The following is a 15,868-nucleotide window of genomic DNA, read 5'->3' as shown; positions in this document are numbered from 1 at the left end:
CGACCGCTCCTTTCGTAAAAATCTACTGCCAATGTATAGCATACCGGACAACGCTTTTCAGCAGGTAACGCTTCAGTTTTCGTGTATGCTTCCGAAAAGAGTCTTCATATGCATTACCGGCTTCTCATCATAACCATCCTCGTCGTTCTCGGCCTGATCCCCTTCACCGCCCTTGGTGAGCGGGATGTGCGGGTCGGGGTCTATGACAATCCCCCCCTTTCCATCGTCAATGCAGACGGCACCGTGTCGGGCCTCAACGTCGACATCCTCAAGGAGATCGCGGTCAAGGAGAAGTGGCGCCTCTCATTCGTCACCGGCACCCTCGAGGAAGGTCTCAAGCACCTTTCGGACGGCGATATCGACATCCTGGCTTCCCTGGCATACTCCCCTGAACGGGCAGAGCGTTTCGACATCAGCACGGTCACCATCGTGGTCAACTGGGGTCAGGTCTATGCCGCCAGGGAAGGGATGCTGCAGTCCTTTCTCGACCTCGACGGGAAGCGGGTTGCCGTGGTCAAGGGAAACATCCAGTACAGCGGTCTCAAGGAACTGCTGCGGGATTTCGGTGTCAGCCCGCGATACGTCGAGGTCGACAGTTTCAAGAGGGTCTTCGAGCTCCTGCAGAAAAAACAGGTCGATGCCGGCGTGGTGGGGCGGTTCTTCGGCATGCTCAACGACGAGCGATACGGCGTCGTGGCAACCCCCATCGTTTTCAACCCCATCGAACTCAGATACGGTTTCCACAAAGGGGTCAACGCCGACCTGATCAGTGCGATCGACCAGGACCTGACCGCCATGAAGGCTGACCGGAACTCGATCTACCACAAGGCGCTGGAGCAGTACCTCCAGGTGGCAGCCAAAGGGGGGATGCCCCGCTGGGTGAAATGGCTGATCGGCATTGCAGGCGGGCTGTTCGCGGTCTTTTTCGCCCTGAGCGGGCTGTTGCGGCGGGAGGTGCAGCGGCGGACCGAGGATTTACAGAAGGAGTGCGAGGTGCGGCTCAGGACAGAGGATGCCCTTGCCGCAAGCGAGCAGAAATACCGTGAGCTGGTGGAATCGGCCAACAGCATCATCCTCAAGCTGGATACCGGCGGGGTCATTACCTTTGCCAACGATTTCGCCGAGGAATTTTTTCAACTCGACACGGAAGAGATCATCGGCCGGCATATCGTCGGGACCCTCCTCCCGGAAACCGAGAGCAGCGGGCGTGACCTGGCGGAGATGCTCGCAACGATCATGACCCACCCGGAGCGGCATCTCATCAATGAGAACGAATGCGTACGCAAGGATGGCAGCCGCCTCTGGGTTTCCTGGGCAAACCGTCCCCTCTTCGACGATAACGGCACCCTGATCGGCATCCTCTCCGTGGGACAGGACATCACCGACCGCCGGCTCTACGAGCAGCAGCTGGTCTATCAGGCAAACCACGACCTCCTGACCGGCCTGCCCAACCGGAACCTCCTGGCCGACCGCCTGCAGCAGGCCATGGCCATGTATGACCGCCATCCCTGCTTTCTCGGTCTGATCCTGCTCGACATCGACAACTTCAAGGTGATCAACGATACCCTGGGGCATGGTGCCGGCGACCTGCTGCTCATCGCATTCGCCGACCGGCTCCACACCATGCTGCGCAAGTCGGATACGCTTGCCCGGTTGAGTGGCGACGAATTCGTCATCCTGCCGGCCGACCTCCAGGAGAGTCAGGCAGCGGCTGTGCTGGCGGAAAAGGTGCTCTCCGCCATGGCGGCGCCATTCAGGGTCAACGATCGGGAACTCTACGTGACCGTCAGCATCGGCATTGTCGGCTATCCCGCGGACGGTGACAACATCGAGCTGCTGCTGCAGCACGCCGAAGCGACCATGTACGAGGCCAAGCGGGACGGGAAAAACGCCTTCCGGTTCTTTACCGGCGAGCTCAATCAGCAGATGCACGACCGCCTCTCCCTGGAGACGAAACTCCACCGCGCCCTGGAACAGGAGGAGTTCCTCCTCCACTACCAGCCCCAGGTGGATCTCCAGAGCAACACCATCACCGGCATGGAGGCCTTGATCCGCTGGAAAGGTTCAGACGGCGTCATCATCCCCCCCGGCGATTTCATCCCGGCGCTGGAAGAGAGCGGGCTGATCGTCCCGGTCGGCGAATGGGTCCTGGAAACGGCGTGCAAACAGGCGAAACAGTGGATCGACGAGATGGAGAAGCCGTTCATCATGTCGGTCAACATCTCTGCCCGGCAATTCCAGCGTTCGGAGATCGTCACACTCGTGGCCGAAATCCTCCAGGAAACGGGGCTGCCGGCCGAATGCCTCCGCCTGGAACTGACCGAAAGCCTCCTGATGATCGATTCGGAGACCGCGCTCGACAAGCTCCACCAGCTGAAGCACCTTGGCGTCTCCCTTTCCATCGACGACTTCGGCACCGGTTATTCGTCGCTCAGCTACCTGAAGAAGCTCCCGATCAGCGAATTGAAGATCGACCGGGCGTTTGTCACGAACATCCCCTCCGACAGCAGCGATACGGTTCTCGTCAACACCATCATCAGCATGGCCCAGTGCCTCAACCTGCATGTGGTGGCCGAAGGGGTGGAAACCGAGGAACAACGCACCTTCCTGGCCCAGCAGCAGTGCCCCACCTATCAGGGATTCCTCTTCAGCCGGCCGCTGCCGGTGGAACAATTCACCACCCTGCTCAAAGAGAATCAGCCCCTCGGATAGCACCCCGCTGAACAGAAACAACAGACCTTCTCCGGCTGCCCGGTCTGCACCCCGTCGGCCGGAGGCGTCAGATCACGCCCCGCAGCACTTCTTGTATTTCTTGCCGCTGCCGCAGGTACAGGGCTCATTCCTGCCGACCTTGGTGCTCCGGATCGGGACATTCCCGACGATCTTGCCGTCGGTAAAGAACCAGACATCCTCGACCTTCCGGAAGACGCCAACCTCATGATGGATATGCTGGGCACCCTTTCCTTCGTAATAGGCCTTGAACTCCACCTCGCCAGCCTGGTCCCCGGCCGTTCCGCCTCTGACGGCAAGGATTTCCAGTTTTTGCCATTCGGAGTTTTCCGACCACTCCTTTGTTCCGTCGTGATCGTACCCCTTCCGTCCGTCAGGATGGGTCGTTTCAAAGAGGTAGCCCATCTCCCCTTTCACATAGGCGCTGTAACGGGAACGCATCAGCTGTTCGGCGGTCTCGGCCTGTGCGGCACCGCTGATCAGGGGGCCGCAGCATGCGTCGTAGGCCAGCTGCGAGCAGCAGGGGCAGAGTTCCTGGGTCTGGGTCATCGTCTTCTTCTCCTTCGGTATCATATGATATGCGAAGGGGCGAAAGGCCCCTTCAGGATGCGCCGCGGCTACCGCAACGCCAGCTCCATCTCTTCCAGCTTCCTGATCCGGTCGCGCAGCTCTGCCGCACGCTCGAATTCCAGCTCCTTCGCCGCGGTAAGCATCTGCTTGCGCAGCGATCTCACGAGGCCGGGGATCTCCTTGGGGGAGACATACTCTTCCTGCTCCTCGGCAGCCACGGGGATAGTGAAATAGTCCTTCTCCTCGATGGAATCGAGGATGCCCCCGAACCCCTTCTGCACCGACTGCGGAGTAATGCCGTGCTCAAGATTGTAGGCGACCTGCAGGGCGCGGCGGCGGCCGGTTTCGTCGATGCACGCCTGCATGGAGCGGGTCACGATATCGGCGTACATGATGACCCGGCCGGCCACGTTGCGGGCGGCCCTGCCACAGGTCTGGATGAGCGAGCGGGCAGAGCGGAGAAACCCTTCCTTGTCTGCATCGAGGATGGCGACCAGTGAGACCTCGGGGATGTCGAGCCCCTCGCGCAGCAGGTTGATCCCCACCAGGACGTCGAAGAGCCCCTTGCGGAGATCGCGGATGATCTCCATCCGCTGGATGGTGTCGATGTCCGAATGGAGATAGCGGACCCTGACCCCCACCTCCTGGTAGAAACCGGTCAGCTCCTCGGCCATTCGCTTGGTCAGGGTGGTTACCAGCACCCGCTCGCCGCGTGCCACGGTCAGCCGGATCTCGTGAAGCAGATCGTCCACCTGGCCGGATGCGGGGCGGATAACGATCTCCGGGTCAACCAGGCCGGTGGGGCGGATGACCTGCTCCACCACCACGCCGTCGCTCCGCTGCAGCTCGTGGTCCGCCGGGGTTGCAGAGACATAGACCGTCTGGGTGAGCTTCTCCTCGAATTCCTTGAAGTTGAGCGGCCGGTTGTCCAGGGCCGCGGGCAAACGGAAACCGTACTGAACCAGGGTCTCCTTGCGGCTCCGGTCGCCGCGGTACATCCCCCCGACCTGCGAAACGGTGATATGCGACTCGTCCACAAACAGCAGGAAATCGCGGGGGAAATAGTCGATCAGGGTATAGGGGGGCTCGCCCGGTTTGCGGTTGTCGAAATAGCGGGAATAGTTCTCTATCCCCTGGCAGAATCCCATCTCTTCCATCATCTCCAGGTCGAACATGGTCCGCTGCTCGATCCGCTGGGCCTCCACCAGCATGTTCTGCTCCCTGAACCACTGGATACGCTCGCGCAGATCGACCCGGATCTCCTCGATGGAGCGGTCCAGGGTCTCGCGGGTCGCCACGTAGTGGGAGGCCGGAAAGATCGCGCACTTGGAGAGGCGGTTCAGCACCTGGCCGCGCAGGGGGTCGATCTCGGAGATCGCCTCCACCGAATCGCCGAAGAATTCGACGCGCACGGCCCGCTCGTCGTCATGGGCAGGGAAGATCTCCACGATGTCGCCGCGCACCCGGAAGGTGCCGCGGTGGAAATCGATGTCGTTCCGCTCGTACTGGATCTCCACCAGCCGCTTCAGCAGGGTGTCGCGGCCATAGTCGTCCCCCTGGCGGAAAAAGACGTGCATGGACTCGTATTCGGCCGGCGAGCCGATGCCATAGATGCAGGAGACCGAGGCGACGATGATCACGTCGCGGCGGGTCAACAGGCTCCTGGTGGCCGAATGACGCAGCTTGTCGATCTCGTCGTTGATGGAGGAGTCCTTCTCGATGAAGGTGTCCGTGGTGGGGAGGTATGCCTCGGGCTGGTAGTAGTCGTAATAGGAGACGAAATACTCAACGGCATTGCCGGGAAAGAGCTCCTTGAACTCCCCGTAGAGCTGGGCCGCCAGGGTCTTGTTGGGGGCAAGAACCAGGGCGGGCCGGTCGAGCCGGGCGATGACATTGGCCACGGTAAAGGTCTTGCCCGATCCGGTGACCCCGAGCAGGACCTGGTGCCGGTCGCCGCGGAGGATCCCCTCCACCAGTTCGTCGATGGCACGGGGTTGGTCCCCCCGCGGGATATAGCTGCTGGATAGCTGGAAAGCGCCCATGGGGGGCATCATAGCACGGAGGGATCTGCAGTGCAGCGGTAAACTTCTAAGACCCCAATCCCCTTGATTTTTTGATAGTACAATGCAATACTACACCATCGCTCATCCCATGGAGGTATCCCATGTTCGGTTTCGGCATGCCAGAATTGCTCATTATCCTTGTCATCGTCCTGGTGGTTTTCGGCGCCGGCCGACTCCCCGAGATCGGCAGCGCCCTGGGCAAGAGCATCAAGAACTTCAAGAAGGCATCGGATGCAAAGGAAGAGATCGAGATCAAACCCCGCAAAGACTCGGACAGCACCAAGAACAGCTGATTTTGCTCCCTGGCATGAAGCGGCCCCTGTCCCGGCATAAACGCCTGGTGCAAGGACCGCTTTTTCCGTTTTCAGCGCACCCTTTTTTCAAAACCCTCCCCACGACTCCCCTTTACCCTTGTCCAGCCCTGCCGGCCGGTGATTCCCGACTATTTGCACGGGGAATACCGATGTCCGATTGCCAGTTGGTAACGGCGATGTATAATTAATGAATCCGCCGCAACGGGAGTGCGCAACGCGAGGAGATTCCCATGGCAGGGCGCAGCTTTTCACGACTTCCCATCCACCTGGAAGCGACCATCACCTACAACGACACGGTGATCGAGGGTTCACTTGAAAACATCAGCCTGAAGGGCGTTTTCGTCAGGACCACCCAGCAGATCCCCCAGGACGGCACCGTAACCATCACCATCTACCACCACTCCAAGGACCGCCGGATATGCCGGATGAACGCCAGGGTCATCAGGGTGACCCCTGAAGGGGTGGCACTGGAACTGGAAAAGACCCTTCTCGACTGCGAATAATCTCTCCTATTTCAGACGCGGAAAGGCCCGGCAGATTGTCGGGCCTTTCCTTTTTCATGCCGGTTGTGTTGTGGCCCAAGCCTATGCTGCCAGCCTGAACTGCCCCACCAGGCGCTGCAGTTCCGTGGCAAGGCCGGCAAGTTGCGCGGCTGCAGTGGCCGACTCCTGGGCACCCCGTGCGGTCTCCTGCACAATCTCGGTGATCTGGTGGATATTGCTGGTGATCTCCCCGGTAGTGGCGGTCTGCTCCTCGGCAGCGGTGGCGATCTGGTTGACCTGCATGGTCACCGTATTGATCTGCTCCAAGATCGCCTGCAGTGACTGACCAGAGCGGGCAGCCTCGGTAGTGCCGCTCTCCACTTCCTGGACACCTTCTTCCATGGCTGTCACGGCGCTCTTGGTCTCGCTCTGGATAGCCTTGATCATATCGCCGATCTCGCGGGTCGCCTTGGTGGTCCGCTCGGCCAGAGCCCGCACCTCGTCGGCTACCACCGCAAAACCGCGCCCCTGCTCGCCGGCCCTGGCCGCCTCGATGGCAGCGTTCAATGCCAAGAGGTTGGTCTGGTCGGCAATGTCCTCGATAGTGCCGATGATCTCGCCGATCTGGTCGCTCCGTGACCCCAGGCTCTCCACGCTCCTGGCGGTCTCGTGCACCCTGCCGGCGATCCGGTTCATGACCTGCACGGTGGCGTTCACCACCTCGGCACCGGCAGTGGCGGTGCTGTTGGCCCGGTACCCCCCTTCGGCCGCTGCCTGACAGTTCTGGGCAATGTCGCCGGAGGTGGCCGACATCTCCTCAGCAGCCGTTGCCACGGTCCCGGCCTGGGACGCCACCTCTTCGGCACCGGTTGCGATCTGCACGGCCGTCCCCTGCAGCTGGTTGGCCGCTGCGGCAAGCTGTGCCGACGTGCTGCTAATGGTGGCGATCATGTTGCTCATGCTGTCCACCATCCGGTTGAAATCGCGCCCCATGTCCCCCAGCTCGTCGTCGGAAACGATCTCCGCCTTTTGCGTCAGGTCACCGCCGGCAATCCGCTGCACCGACTCACCGATTGCCTTCAATGCGCGGAAGATCCCCCGCATGATGGCCACACTGGCCAGCATCAGCAGCAGAGCGGCAACAACGGCGCAGACGATCTGCAGGATCAACAGCTTGTGAGCGGTTGCCGTGGCTTCTGCGCGAGCTTTCTCGAAACTGGCACTGGCAACCTTTTCCATTTCATCCAGGGCAAGGCGCAACGGCTTGTCGACACCCTTGATGCTCCGATCAACCGCGGCAATGTCGTCGCTTGTGCTCCGCGCCGCCACGAGTGCATCGATGCTCTTGCGATAGTCATCCATCAGGGCAACAGCCTTGTCGCCAAGGGCCTTTTCTTCGCCCGAGGCATTCTTCAGGTAATCGGCAAGGCTTTTGTCGATCTCGCCGACCCGTGTGCGGAACCCCTGCACGTACTTGTCGTCCTTGCGGAGCAGGTAATCCTTATACGCTTGAACGGCAAGGCCCAATCTGTCCTGCGCATCCATGGCGGCATTCACCTGCGCAACTTCCTCGTTGACGAGCTGTTCGTTCTTGTTGATCAGGTTGGTGATGACGAATGCCGAAAGACCGGTGATGATTGCAAAGACCAGCATGGTGAAGATGGTCAGCCCCCCCAGTTTCTTCTTTATGGTTAACCGCATGTAGTACGACCTCCGTACAAATATTATTGACATCCAATATTCAACTTATCGGATGGGTGTAAATAAATTTTACACATATTTGTGCGTGTAAAGAAATTTAACGCGGGCGAACTACAGGACCCGTTCCAGGCCGGCGAACCTGACCAGCAGTTTCTTGGGCCCCACGGAGTTGAACCAGACGATCACCTTCTGCTCGTTGCCAATCCCCTCGATGCGGCGGATGGTGCCGACGCCGAACTTGACGTGACGCACCTTCATCCCCAGCACGACCTCGCTCGGCTCGTCGGGGACCACCTCCACCTCCGGCGGACCCGCATCCTCCTCCATCCGGTCAAACACCGCTCCCAGGTTGTGACCGGGACTCTCTTCCCTGCTGCTCCCCGTTGGCAAGGCGTTCCATGCCCGGCCCTGGTCCGGAGTCCCCCATTCCCTCGGGGCTTCGTCCTCCAGGTCGAGGAGTTCGCGGGGAACGTCGCCGATGAACCGGGACGGCGGGTTCATCTGGTCCTGGCCAAAGACCCGCCGGCGGCGGGCATTGGTGAGGTAGAGACGGCGCATGGCCCGGGTCATGCCGACATAGCAGAGCCGCCGCTCCTCCTCCATCTGGTCGGGGTCGTCCAGGGAGCGGACATGGGGAAAGAGCCGCTCCTCCATGCCGACCATGAAGACCAGGGGGAACTCCAGCCCCTTGGCCGCATGGAGGGTCATCAGGGTCACGCAGTCGCGCCCCTTCTCCCCCCGCTCCAGGTCGGAGATAAGCGCCACCTGCTCCAGGAAGGGGGCAACCCCCTTCTCGTCGGCACCCTGCTCGAACTCGGCCATGGCAGCCAGCAATTCCTGCAGGTTCGCGAGGCGGTCGCTCGCCTCGTCGCTCCGCTCCTCCTTCAGCCTGGCCTCGTAACCGGTCTCCCGGATGATCCTGGCGGTCAGCTCTTCCAGGGAGAGCGCATCGAGCAGGGCGACAAAGCCGTCCACCAGGGCGACGAACCCGGCGAGCTTCCCCCGCGGGCCTGCTGCCAGCATCCCTCCTTCGCTTGCCCTGCACACCGCCTGGAACAGGGTGATCCCCGTCGTGGCCGCCACCTCCGCCACCTTCTCCATGGTGGCGTGACCGATCCCCCGTGGCGGGGTATTGATCACCCTTCTCAGCGCCACCTCGTCGGCCGGATTGACCAGCAGCTTCAGGTAGGCGAGGATATCCTTCACCTCCATCCGCTCGTAGAATCGGGTCCCGCCGACCATGCGGTACGGTATCCCGTCGGCGACCAGGGCGTCTTCAACCGGCCGCGACTGGGCATTGGTCCGGTAAAAGACCGCCACCTCGTCGAGCAGGGTCCCCTGCCGCTGATGACGCGCGATCTCGCGGCAGACGAAACGTGCCTCCTCCCGCTCGCTCTCCAGGCGGCGGTAGACGATCGGCTCCCCTTCCAGGTTGTCCGTCCAGAGGGTCTTGGCCTTGCGGCCCCGGTTCTTGGCCACCACGGCACCGGCAGCGCCGAGGATGGTCCGGGTGGAGCGGTAGTTCTGCTCCAGCTTCACCACCGTGACACCGGGAAAGTCCTTCTCGAAATCGAGGATGTTGCGGATGTCGGCCCCGCGCCAGCGGTAGATGGACTGGTCGTCGTCGCCGACAACGCACAGGTTGCGCCGCTCCCCGGCCAGAAGCTGCACCAGCCGGTACTGGATGGCGTTGGTGTCCTGGTATTCGTCCACCAGCAGCCAGCGCCAGCGGTCGCGGTAGCGCTCCAGCACCGCCGGCTCCTGCTCGAACAGCTGCACCGTCAACAGCAGCAGGTCGCCGAAATCGAGGGCGTTGCACTTTTTCAGCCGCTCCTGGTAGGCCGTGTAGACCCTGGCAAGGACCGCATGGCTGAAGTCGGCGGGGATATCGGCGGGAAACCTGCCGTTGTTCTTGCAATCGTCGATGGCAGCAGCCAGGGAACGGGGGGTAAAGCGCTTTTCGTCCAGGTTCAGCCCGGCGATGATCTCCTTGAGGATCTTCTCGCTGTCGCCGTCGTCATAGATGGCAAAAGTGCTGTCATAGCCGAGATGGTGAATCTCGCGGCGCAGGATGCGGGCGCAGGTGGAGTGGAAGGTGGAGATGAGCGGCAGTTCCCCCGGACCAAGCGACTTTTCCACCCGGTCGCGCATCTCGCCGGCTGCCTTGTTGGTGAAGGTGACCGCCAGGATCTGCCAGGGGAGGACGCCCCGCTCGCGGATCAGGTGGACGATCCGGTGGACAATGACGCGGGTCTTGCCCGAACCGGCGCCGGCGAGGATGAGGAGCGGCCCCTCGCCATGGAGGACCGCTTCGCGCTGGGGTGGATTGAGATATTTCAGAGTCATCGTCATGGCCTTGTCAGAAAAGAGGTGTGGAAAACGGGGAGGGATATCCGGGCTCAAGAGGGCACTCTACTACACGCCCGCAGCCAAAGGCAACGTGTTTCAGGGTCTGGAAGTGGCAGGAAACGGCCCGTGGGGCGCAGGAATGAGCAGAGGGGCGGAAACCTACGAACAAGGGGAAAGGAGGACTACCCGGTCGGCCAAAGCCAGGCAGGCGGGCCGGTGGGTGATGACCAGCACGGTCTTCCCCCTGGTCCGGTCAGCGAGCCGCGCCACGACCAAGCGCTCGGTAGCGGCATCCAGCCCCTCGGTCGGCTCGTCCAGGAGCAGAATCGGCGCATCCTTCAGAAGCGCCCGGGCCAGGGCTATCCGCTGCGCCTCACCACCCGACACGGCGCTCCCCCCCTCACCCACCGGGGTCTCCAGCCCCTGGGGGAGCCCGGCAATCCAGTCAGCCAGGCCGGCATCCGCGACCGCTGTCCTGAGCGTCTCCGCATCTGCTGCGGGATTGCCCAGCAGGATGTTCTCCCGGATGGTGCCGTTGAAGAGGTGGGGCCGCTGGGGGACCGCGGCGATCAGGCTGCGCAGATCGTCGCTCGCCATGTCGCTGATCTCGACCCCGCCGACAGCGATGCTGCCGGTATAGGCACGGAAGCGGAGCAGCACCTCGGCGACCGTGCTCTTGCCGATGCCGCTCGGGCCGGTCAGCGCTACCCGCTCCCCCTCCCCGACCCCCAGGCTGAACCGCTGCAGCACCGGCAGGGCCGGGTCGTAGGCGCAGCCCACGTCGTGAAAGACAATGCCGGTGCCGGACGGCAGGGGAGAGGGGATCGCGGGATCGGGAACCGGCTCCGGGGCATCGGCCAGCGCCCTGATCCGCCGGGCAGACTGGGCTGCAGCCGGGATCGACTGCAGCGCAACCGCGAGCGGACCGGCAGCCTCGAAGGCGGCAGCCGCGAACAGGAGCAGCATGACCAGCGACGGGCCGGGCAGCCCTCCCTGGCTCACCGCCGCTCCCCCGGCCAACAGGACCGCGGCAACGCCGGACCCGGCGCAGGCGATGCTTCCCGCCTGGATCAGGCCGGCGATTGCCCCCAGCCGGTCCTGCGTGGCAACGAGCCGCGCGGAGAGATCGTCGACCCTTTGCGCCTGCAGCTCTGCGGCACCGAGCAGGATCAGCTCCTCCGCCCCCAAAAGCCCCTCGGTCACTGCACTGCGGAGTTCGCCGGCCAGCTCTGCCGACTCCGCGCCGGGTGCGGCAGCGAGATGCCTGCCCCAGAGGGGGAGCAGCAGACCGGCCAGAAGGAGAAAGACCAGCAGGACGCCCGCCACTGCCGGGCTCCAGAAAGAGGCGAACAGCACCGCCCCGAGGATCGAGAGGCCGCCGACCGCCAGCGGAGCCAGGATGCGCAGGTAGAGGGACTCCAGGGCATCCACGTCGGCGCGCAGCCTGCCGGCCACGTCCCCGCCGGCGTACCGTTCCAGCCCGGCCGGGGCCTGGGGGACCAGCCGCCGGAACAGCCAGACCCGCAGGTCGGCCAGCACCCTGAAGCCTGCCTCGTGGGTTACCAGCCGCTCGGCATAGCGGCCGACGGTCCGGACAATGGCCAGGCCGCGGATGGCAGCGGAGGGGAAGAAATAGTTGAACGGCACACCGCTCGCCCCGGCAACCGCCATGGAGGCGATGAACCAGCCGGAAACCGCCATCAGGAGGGTATTGGCGATAATGACCAGCACCCCGAGCAGGATGCCGGCCACCATCCACCACCACTGGCGTCGGGCAACCGCGAGGATGCGCAGGAGCTCCCTCATGCGCCCCCCACTTCTGCCAGGAATTCAGCCGGCGTGGTGAGCTGCTCCAGTCGGCCGCCGGCAAGCACTGCGACACGTCCGGCCCGGCGGATGGTCTCTTCGCGGTGGCTGATGACGAGGACCGTCCGCCCCCTGGCCAGCCGCTCCAGCGCCTCCCCCACCAGCCGCTCGTTTTCGCGATCGAGCCCGGCGGTCGGTTCGTCCAGGATCACCAGCGAGGCATCGCGCAAAAAGGCACGGGCCAGGGCTAGCCGGCGCAGCTCCCCGCCGGACAGACCGGCGCCGCGGTCCCCCAGCAGGGTATCCAGGCCGGCAGGCAGGCGTTGCACGAAATTCGCGGCCGAGGCAGCGGCCAGGGCGCGCCCGATGGCCGCATCGTCCGCATCCGGCCGGCCCAGAAGGATATTCTCCCGGATCGACCCGGTGCAGAAGAACGACTGCTGCGGCACCAAAGCCAGCATGGCCCGCCAGGCAGCAGGATCGCACTCGGCCAGGTCGATGCCGTTCACCGTGACCCTGCCGGCTTCGGGCCTGGCCAGGCCGGTAAGGAGGCGGACCAGGGTGGTCTTGCCGGTACCGCTCTCACCCACCAGGGCGGTCAGGCTGCCGGCCGGGAGCTCCAGGTCGATCTCCGACACCCCGCCCCGCTCCCCTTGGTAGCGGAAGGTCACCCCTTCGAAGCGGACCGTCGGCGCGCCCGGCAACAGGGTCCGTACCCCTCCCTCGGTCGCAGCCGGGGGGATGGTCAGAAGCGGCGCGATCCGCTCGGCCGCAGCCACCCCCTGCATGCGGGCATGGTAGGAGAGGCCGAGGTTCCGCAGCGGCAGGTAGAACTCGGGGGCGAGCAGCAGGACGAACAGGCCGTCGACAAGGGAGAGCCCCCCCCCCAGCAGGCGGAAGCCGATGATCACCGCCACCACGGCCGTGCCGACCGTGGCGAAGAACTCCAGGGTAAAGGCGGAGAGAAAGGCGACGCGCAGCACCGCCATGGTCCCCTGGCGATACGCGGCCGAAACCCGGGCCACCGCCTCTGCCTCACGCCGGACCGCGCCGAAGAGCCGCAGGTCGGGAAGACCCTGCACCAGGTCCAGCAGGTGCCCGGACATCCGGGACAGTATCCCCCACTGGCGACGGTTGAGGCTTTCCGAGCCGCGGCCGATGAGCACCATGAGCAGAGGGATGAAGGGGGCGGAAAAGAGGAGGACCAGCCCGCCGCGCCATTCGGCAGGCATCACCGCCAGCAGGGTAATGGGAGGAAGGAGGGCAGCCAGGACAGCCTGGGGGAGGAAGCGGGCGATGTAGGGCTCCAGCCCTTCCACTCCGGCAGTGACCGCTTCCACCAGCGGACCGGTCTCTTCACCGGCGAGCCCGGCAGGCCCCAGGAGCTGGAGCCGGCGAAAGAGCCTGCTCCGCACCTGCTCCTTCACCCTGCCGGCAACCGCCGTGGAGCGGCGCTCCACAAAGAAGGCCAGGATTGCGCGGCCCACTGCCAGAAGCGCCACGACAGCGGTTAGGGGAACGATCGCCGGAAGCTGCGCCCGGTCGATCACCAGCCTGTGACAGGCCTCGGCCAACAGCCGCGCCTGGACGACGATCAGCACCCCGGCCACGACGGCCGCACAAACGATCCGGACCAGTTCTCCCCGCAGGGCCAAGGTCTCGTCGAGCAGCCATCGCTCGGGCTGCAGGGGAGAATCCGGCCGGTCGCCGCGGCTCAGGAGCGGCACGAGCTATCCTGCCGGGGCATGGAGGCAATGCTGAACGAGAAGACCGCGCCCTTGCCGGTTTCCCCTTCTGCCCAGACCTCGCCGCCGTGGCGGTGGACTATCCGCTGCACCGTGGCAAGGCCGATGCCGGTCCCTTCGAACTCGCTGCCATGGAGCCGCTGGAACGCGCCGAACAGCCTGTCGGCATACTGCATGTCAAATCCGGCGCCATTGTCGCTGACAAAGAATGCCGACCGTCCGTCGATCTCCGTTTTCCCCACCCGGATGACGGCGTGCTCAGTCTTGGAGGTATATTTCCAGGCATTGGCAAGCAGGTTCTCCATTACCAGGTTGAGCAGCACCGGATCGCCGCAGGCGATCAGCCCCTCCTGTGCGGAAAAGTCGACCCGCCGCTCAGGCTCTGTTTCGCGGAGGGTGGCAAAAACGGTCCTGGCGCAACTGCCGAGATCCACATCCATGAAACGCATCTCGGATCTTACGACCCGCGACAGCTCCAGCAGGTCGTCGATCAGCCGCTCCATCCGCTCGCTCGCCACGACGATCCGGCAGAGGTGCTCAACCCCGGCAGTATCCAGCCTCTCCCGGTAGTCTTCGAGCACGATCCTGCTGAAGCCGGACATATGGCGCAGCGGGGTGCGCAGGTCGTGGGAAACCGAATAGCTGAACGCCTCCAGTTCCCGGTTGAGCCGCTCCAGCTGGGAGGTGCGCTCCGCCACCCGCAGCTCCAGATCCTGGTTGAGGTTGCGGACCTTGTCCTTCTCCTCCAGCAGCTGCTCCTGGGACAACAGGAATGCCTCCACCTGCTGGCGGAGCTCCTCCTCGGTCGCCGCCAGCTCCTCGTATTGCTCCTCCAACTGCTGCTCCCGCACCTCGACAGCCTGGACCATGGCGGCGAAGTTTTCGTTCAACTGCTCGACCTCCCGGTAATCCGAGGAAGGGAGCGATATGTCATAGGTGCCGACCGCCAGCTGCCTGCTGCTCTCCACCAGCCGCTGCAGGGTGCCGGTGATCCGCCGTACGATCAGGCCAGCAAAAAACAGGCTGAAGATGCCGATGCCGACCAGCAGCAGCAGGTTCCTGAGAAGCAGGTGGTTGGCCCCGGCCACGATCCGCTCTTCGGGGATCTCGACCCTGACGAAGAAATAGGGGCGGGTTGTCAGGGAGAGGCGCAGCCGTTTGTATGCGTGGAGCTTCCTCCCCCCGTCTGCTGCATCCTCGTAGAAGACCCCCTCGTCGGTAGCGGCCCCGACCATCTTCATATACGGCCCCCGGTCGTCCGGTGTACCGATCGGGCCACTCCCCATGCCCGAACGAAACAGCACGGTTCCCCGGTGATCGGTCACGATCAGCCGCGCATCCTCCCGCATCATGTGCAATTGCAGCAGCGAGGAGAACTGTTCCAGATTGCAGCCGGCCTGCAGAATGGCAATGGGGTGACGCTCGGGAGAAAGGACGGGAAAGGCGAAATTCAACATCGGCTTTTTTGCCGTCCGGCCGATGATATATTCGCCAACGCTGAAATCGCCATAGCTCAAGGCATCGCGATAATACTTGCGGTCGGTGATGGAGACCCGACCCGGGAGCGGAATGGCGGAAGAGAAGAGGCTACCGTCGGGTAATGCGGCCTGCAGGCTGTTGTAGGCGGGATTCTTCTTGAGGATATTGGCAAACAGGCGATTGCAGGCTGCCACATCCCGTGCCTGCACCTGGGGGGTCTCGGCCAGCGTGACCAGCATGCTGTGGGTCCCCTCGACGAACCGCTCCAGGGAGAGCGCTTCATAGCAGGCCAGGTCGAGGGCGATGTTTTCCGCATCCTTGACGGCATCGGTACGTATCTTCATGCCGGTGGAGACGATGATTGCCGTGACGGCAACCAGGACGATCAACACCATGACCTGCAGTTGCATCCGTATCGACCTGCCAAGGAGGCAGCCGATCTTCATGGGGATGCCCGGAAATAATCAGGAGTGAAACCCATCTCTTCAACGCCCCCAGCCCGATAAAATAACAAACCGACAACGGTCGGATGCAGATCAGTATACCATGCCATTTGTATCTGGCAGGTGTTGTACGCAAACAGGTGCATGGCGAACCGCAACAGTTCCCGATCCGTCAGGCCGGCATGA

At 63.4% G+C, this 15,868-nt stretch carries 10 protein-coding genes; 3 read left to right on the top strand and 7 right to left on the bottom strand.

What is annotated here, in order from left to right; translation table 11 throughout:
* Positions 1-108: 108 nt before the first annotated feature.
* Positions 109-2,712 carry an EAL domain-containing protein gene (locus GJT30_09965; protein MSM39930.1) on the top strand — a complete coding sequence of 868 codons (2,604 nt, stop codon included), beginning with the start codon at positions 109-111 and terminating at the stop codon, positions 2,710-2,712.
* A 72-nt stretch (positions 2,713-2,784) separates the two neighbouring features.
* Here the strand turns inward: GJT30_09965 and GJT30_09960 are convergent, their stop codons facing one another.
* Both GJT30_09960 and uvrB read right to left on the bottom strand, forming a co-directional pair.
* A complete protein-coding gene (locus tag GJT30_09960) occupies positions 2,785-3,279 on the bottom strand; it encodes a YchJ family protein (protein MSM39929.1) in 495 nt (164 codons plus the stop codon).
* A gap of 68 nt (positions 3,280-3,347) precedes the next feature.
* Entirely contained in the window at positions 3,348-5,342 is a 1,995-nt protein-coding gene (gene uvrB / locus GJT30_09955) for an excinuclease ABC subunit UvrB (GenBank protein MSM39928.1), read from the bottom strand.
* 122 nt (positions 5,343-5,464) lie between these two features.
* On the opposite strand from uvrB, the gene tatA reads away from it, so the two are divergent.
* Both tatA and GJT30_09945 read left to right on the top strand, forming a co-directional pair.
* Positions 5,465-5,656 carry a twin-arginine translocase TatA/TatE family subunit gene (tatA, locus tag GJT30_09950; protein MSM39927.1) on the top strand — a complete coding sequence of 64 codons (192 nt, stop codon included), beginning with the start codon at positions 5,465-5,467 and terminating at the stop codon, positions 5,654-5,656.
* 251 nt (positions 5,657-5,907) lie between these two features.
* Entirely contained in the window at positions 5,908-6,180 is a 273-nt protein-coding gene (locus tag GJT30_09945) for a PilZ domain-containing protein (protein MSM39926.1), read from the top strand.
* An 81-nt stretch (positions 6,181-6,261) separates the two neighbouring features.
* Here GJT30_09945 and GJT30_09940 read toward each other — a convergent pair whose 3' ends face one another.
* The 5 genes from GJT30_09940 to GJT30_09920 all read right to left on the bottom strand — a co-directional run bounded on the left by GJT30_09940 (position 6,262) and on the right by GJT30_09920 (position 15,685).
* Positions 6,262-7,893 carry a HAMP domain-containing protein gene (locus GJT30_09940; protein MSM39925.1) on the bottom strand — a complete coding sequence of 544 codons (1,632 nt, stop codon included), beginning with the start codon at positions 7,891-7,893 and terminating at the stop codon, positions 6,262-6,264.
* Positions 7,894-7,971: 78 nt separating this feature from the next.
* Positions 7,972-10,206: an AAA family ATPase gene (locus GJT30_09935; GenBank protein MSM39924.1), complete on the bottom strand. Its 2,235-nt coding sequence runs from the start codon at positions 10,204-10,206 to the stop codon at positions 7,972-7,974.
* A gap of 162 nt (positions 10,207-10,368) precedes the next feature.
* Complete coding sequence (gene cydC / locus GJT30_09930; GenBank protein MSM39923.1) at positions 10,369-12,015, bottom strand: thiol reductant ABC exporter subunit CydC; 1,647 nt, start codon at positions 12,013-12,015, stop codon at positions 10,369-10,371.
* Positions 12,012-13,703: a thiol reductant ABC exporter subunit CydD gene (cydD, locus tag GJT30_09925; GenBank protein MSM39922.1), complete on the bottom strand. Its 1,692-nt coding sequence runs from the start codon at positions 13,701-13,703 to the stop codon at positions 12,012-12,014. The genes cydC and cydD overlap by 4 nt, the downstream gene beginning before the upstream one ends.
* 26 nt (positions 13,704-13,729) lie before the next feature.
* Positions 13,730-15,685, bottom strand: coding sequence for a HAMP domain-containing protein (locus tag GJT30_09920; protein ID MSM39921.1), 1,956 nt, complete (start codon positions 15,683-15,685; stop codon positions 13,730-13,732).
* Positions 15,686-15,868 lie beyond the last annotated feature (183 nt).

Origin of the sequence: Geobacter sp., from assembly GCA_009684525.1 — a bacterium.
Taxonomy (GTDB): Bacteria; Desulfobacterota; Desulfuromonadia; order Geobacterales; family DSM-12255; genus Geoanaerobacter.
Note: the sequence above shows the minus strand (reverse complement) of the source record. Positions and strands in the feature narration are given on the sequence as shown.

Bases quoted from the DNA above. Each gene is read 5' to 3' on its own strand.
- GJT30_09965 (MSM39930.1), top strand. From the start codon at position 109: ATGCATTACCGGCTTCTCATCATAACCATCCTCGTCGTTCTCGGCCTG.
- GJT30_09960 (MSM39929.1), bottom strand. From the start codon at position 3,279: ATGACCCAGACCCAGGAACTCTGCCCCTGCTGCTCGCAGCTGGCCTAC.
- uvrB (MSM39928.1), bottom strand. From the start codon at position 5,342: ATGGGCGCTTTCCAGCTATCCAGCAGCTATATCCCGCGGGGGGACCAA.
- tatA (MSM39927.1), top strand. From the start codon at position 5,465: ATGTTCGGTTTCGGCATGCCAGAATTGCTCATTATCCTTGTCATCGTC.
- GJT30_09945 (MSM39926.1), top strand. From the start codon at position 5,908: ATGGCAGGGCGCAGCTTTTCACGACTTCCCATCCACCTGGAAGCGACC.
- GJT30_09940 (MSM39925.1), bottom strand. From the start codon at position 7,893: ATGTCAATAATATTTGTACGGAGGTCGTACTACATGCGGTTAACCATA.
- GJT30_09935 (MSM39924.1), bottom strand. From the start codon at position 10,206: ATGACTCTGAAATATCTCAATCCACCCCAGCGCGAAGCGGTCCTCCAT.
- cydC (MSM39923.1), bottom strand. From the start codon at position 12,015: ATGAGGGAGCTCCTGCGCATCCTCGCGGTTGCCCGACGCCAGTGGTGG.
- GJT30_09920 (MSM39921.1), bottom strand. From the start codon at position 15,685: ATGAAGATCGGCTGCCTCCTTGGCAGGTCGATACGGATGCAACTGCAG.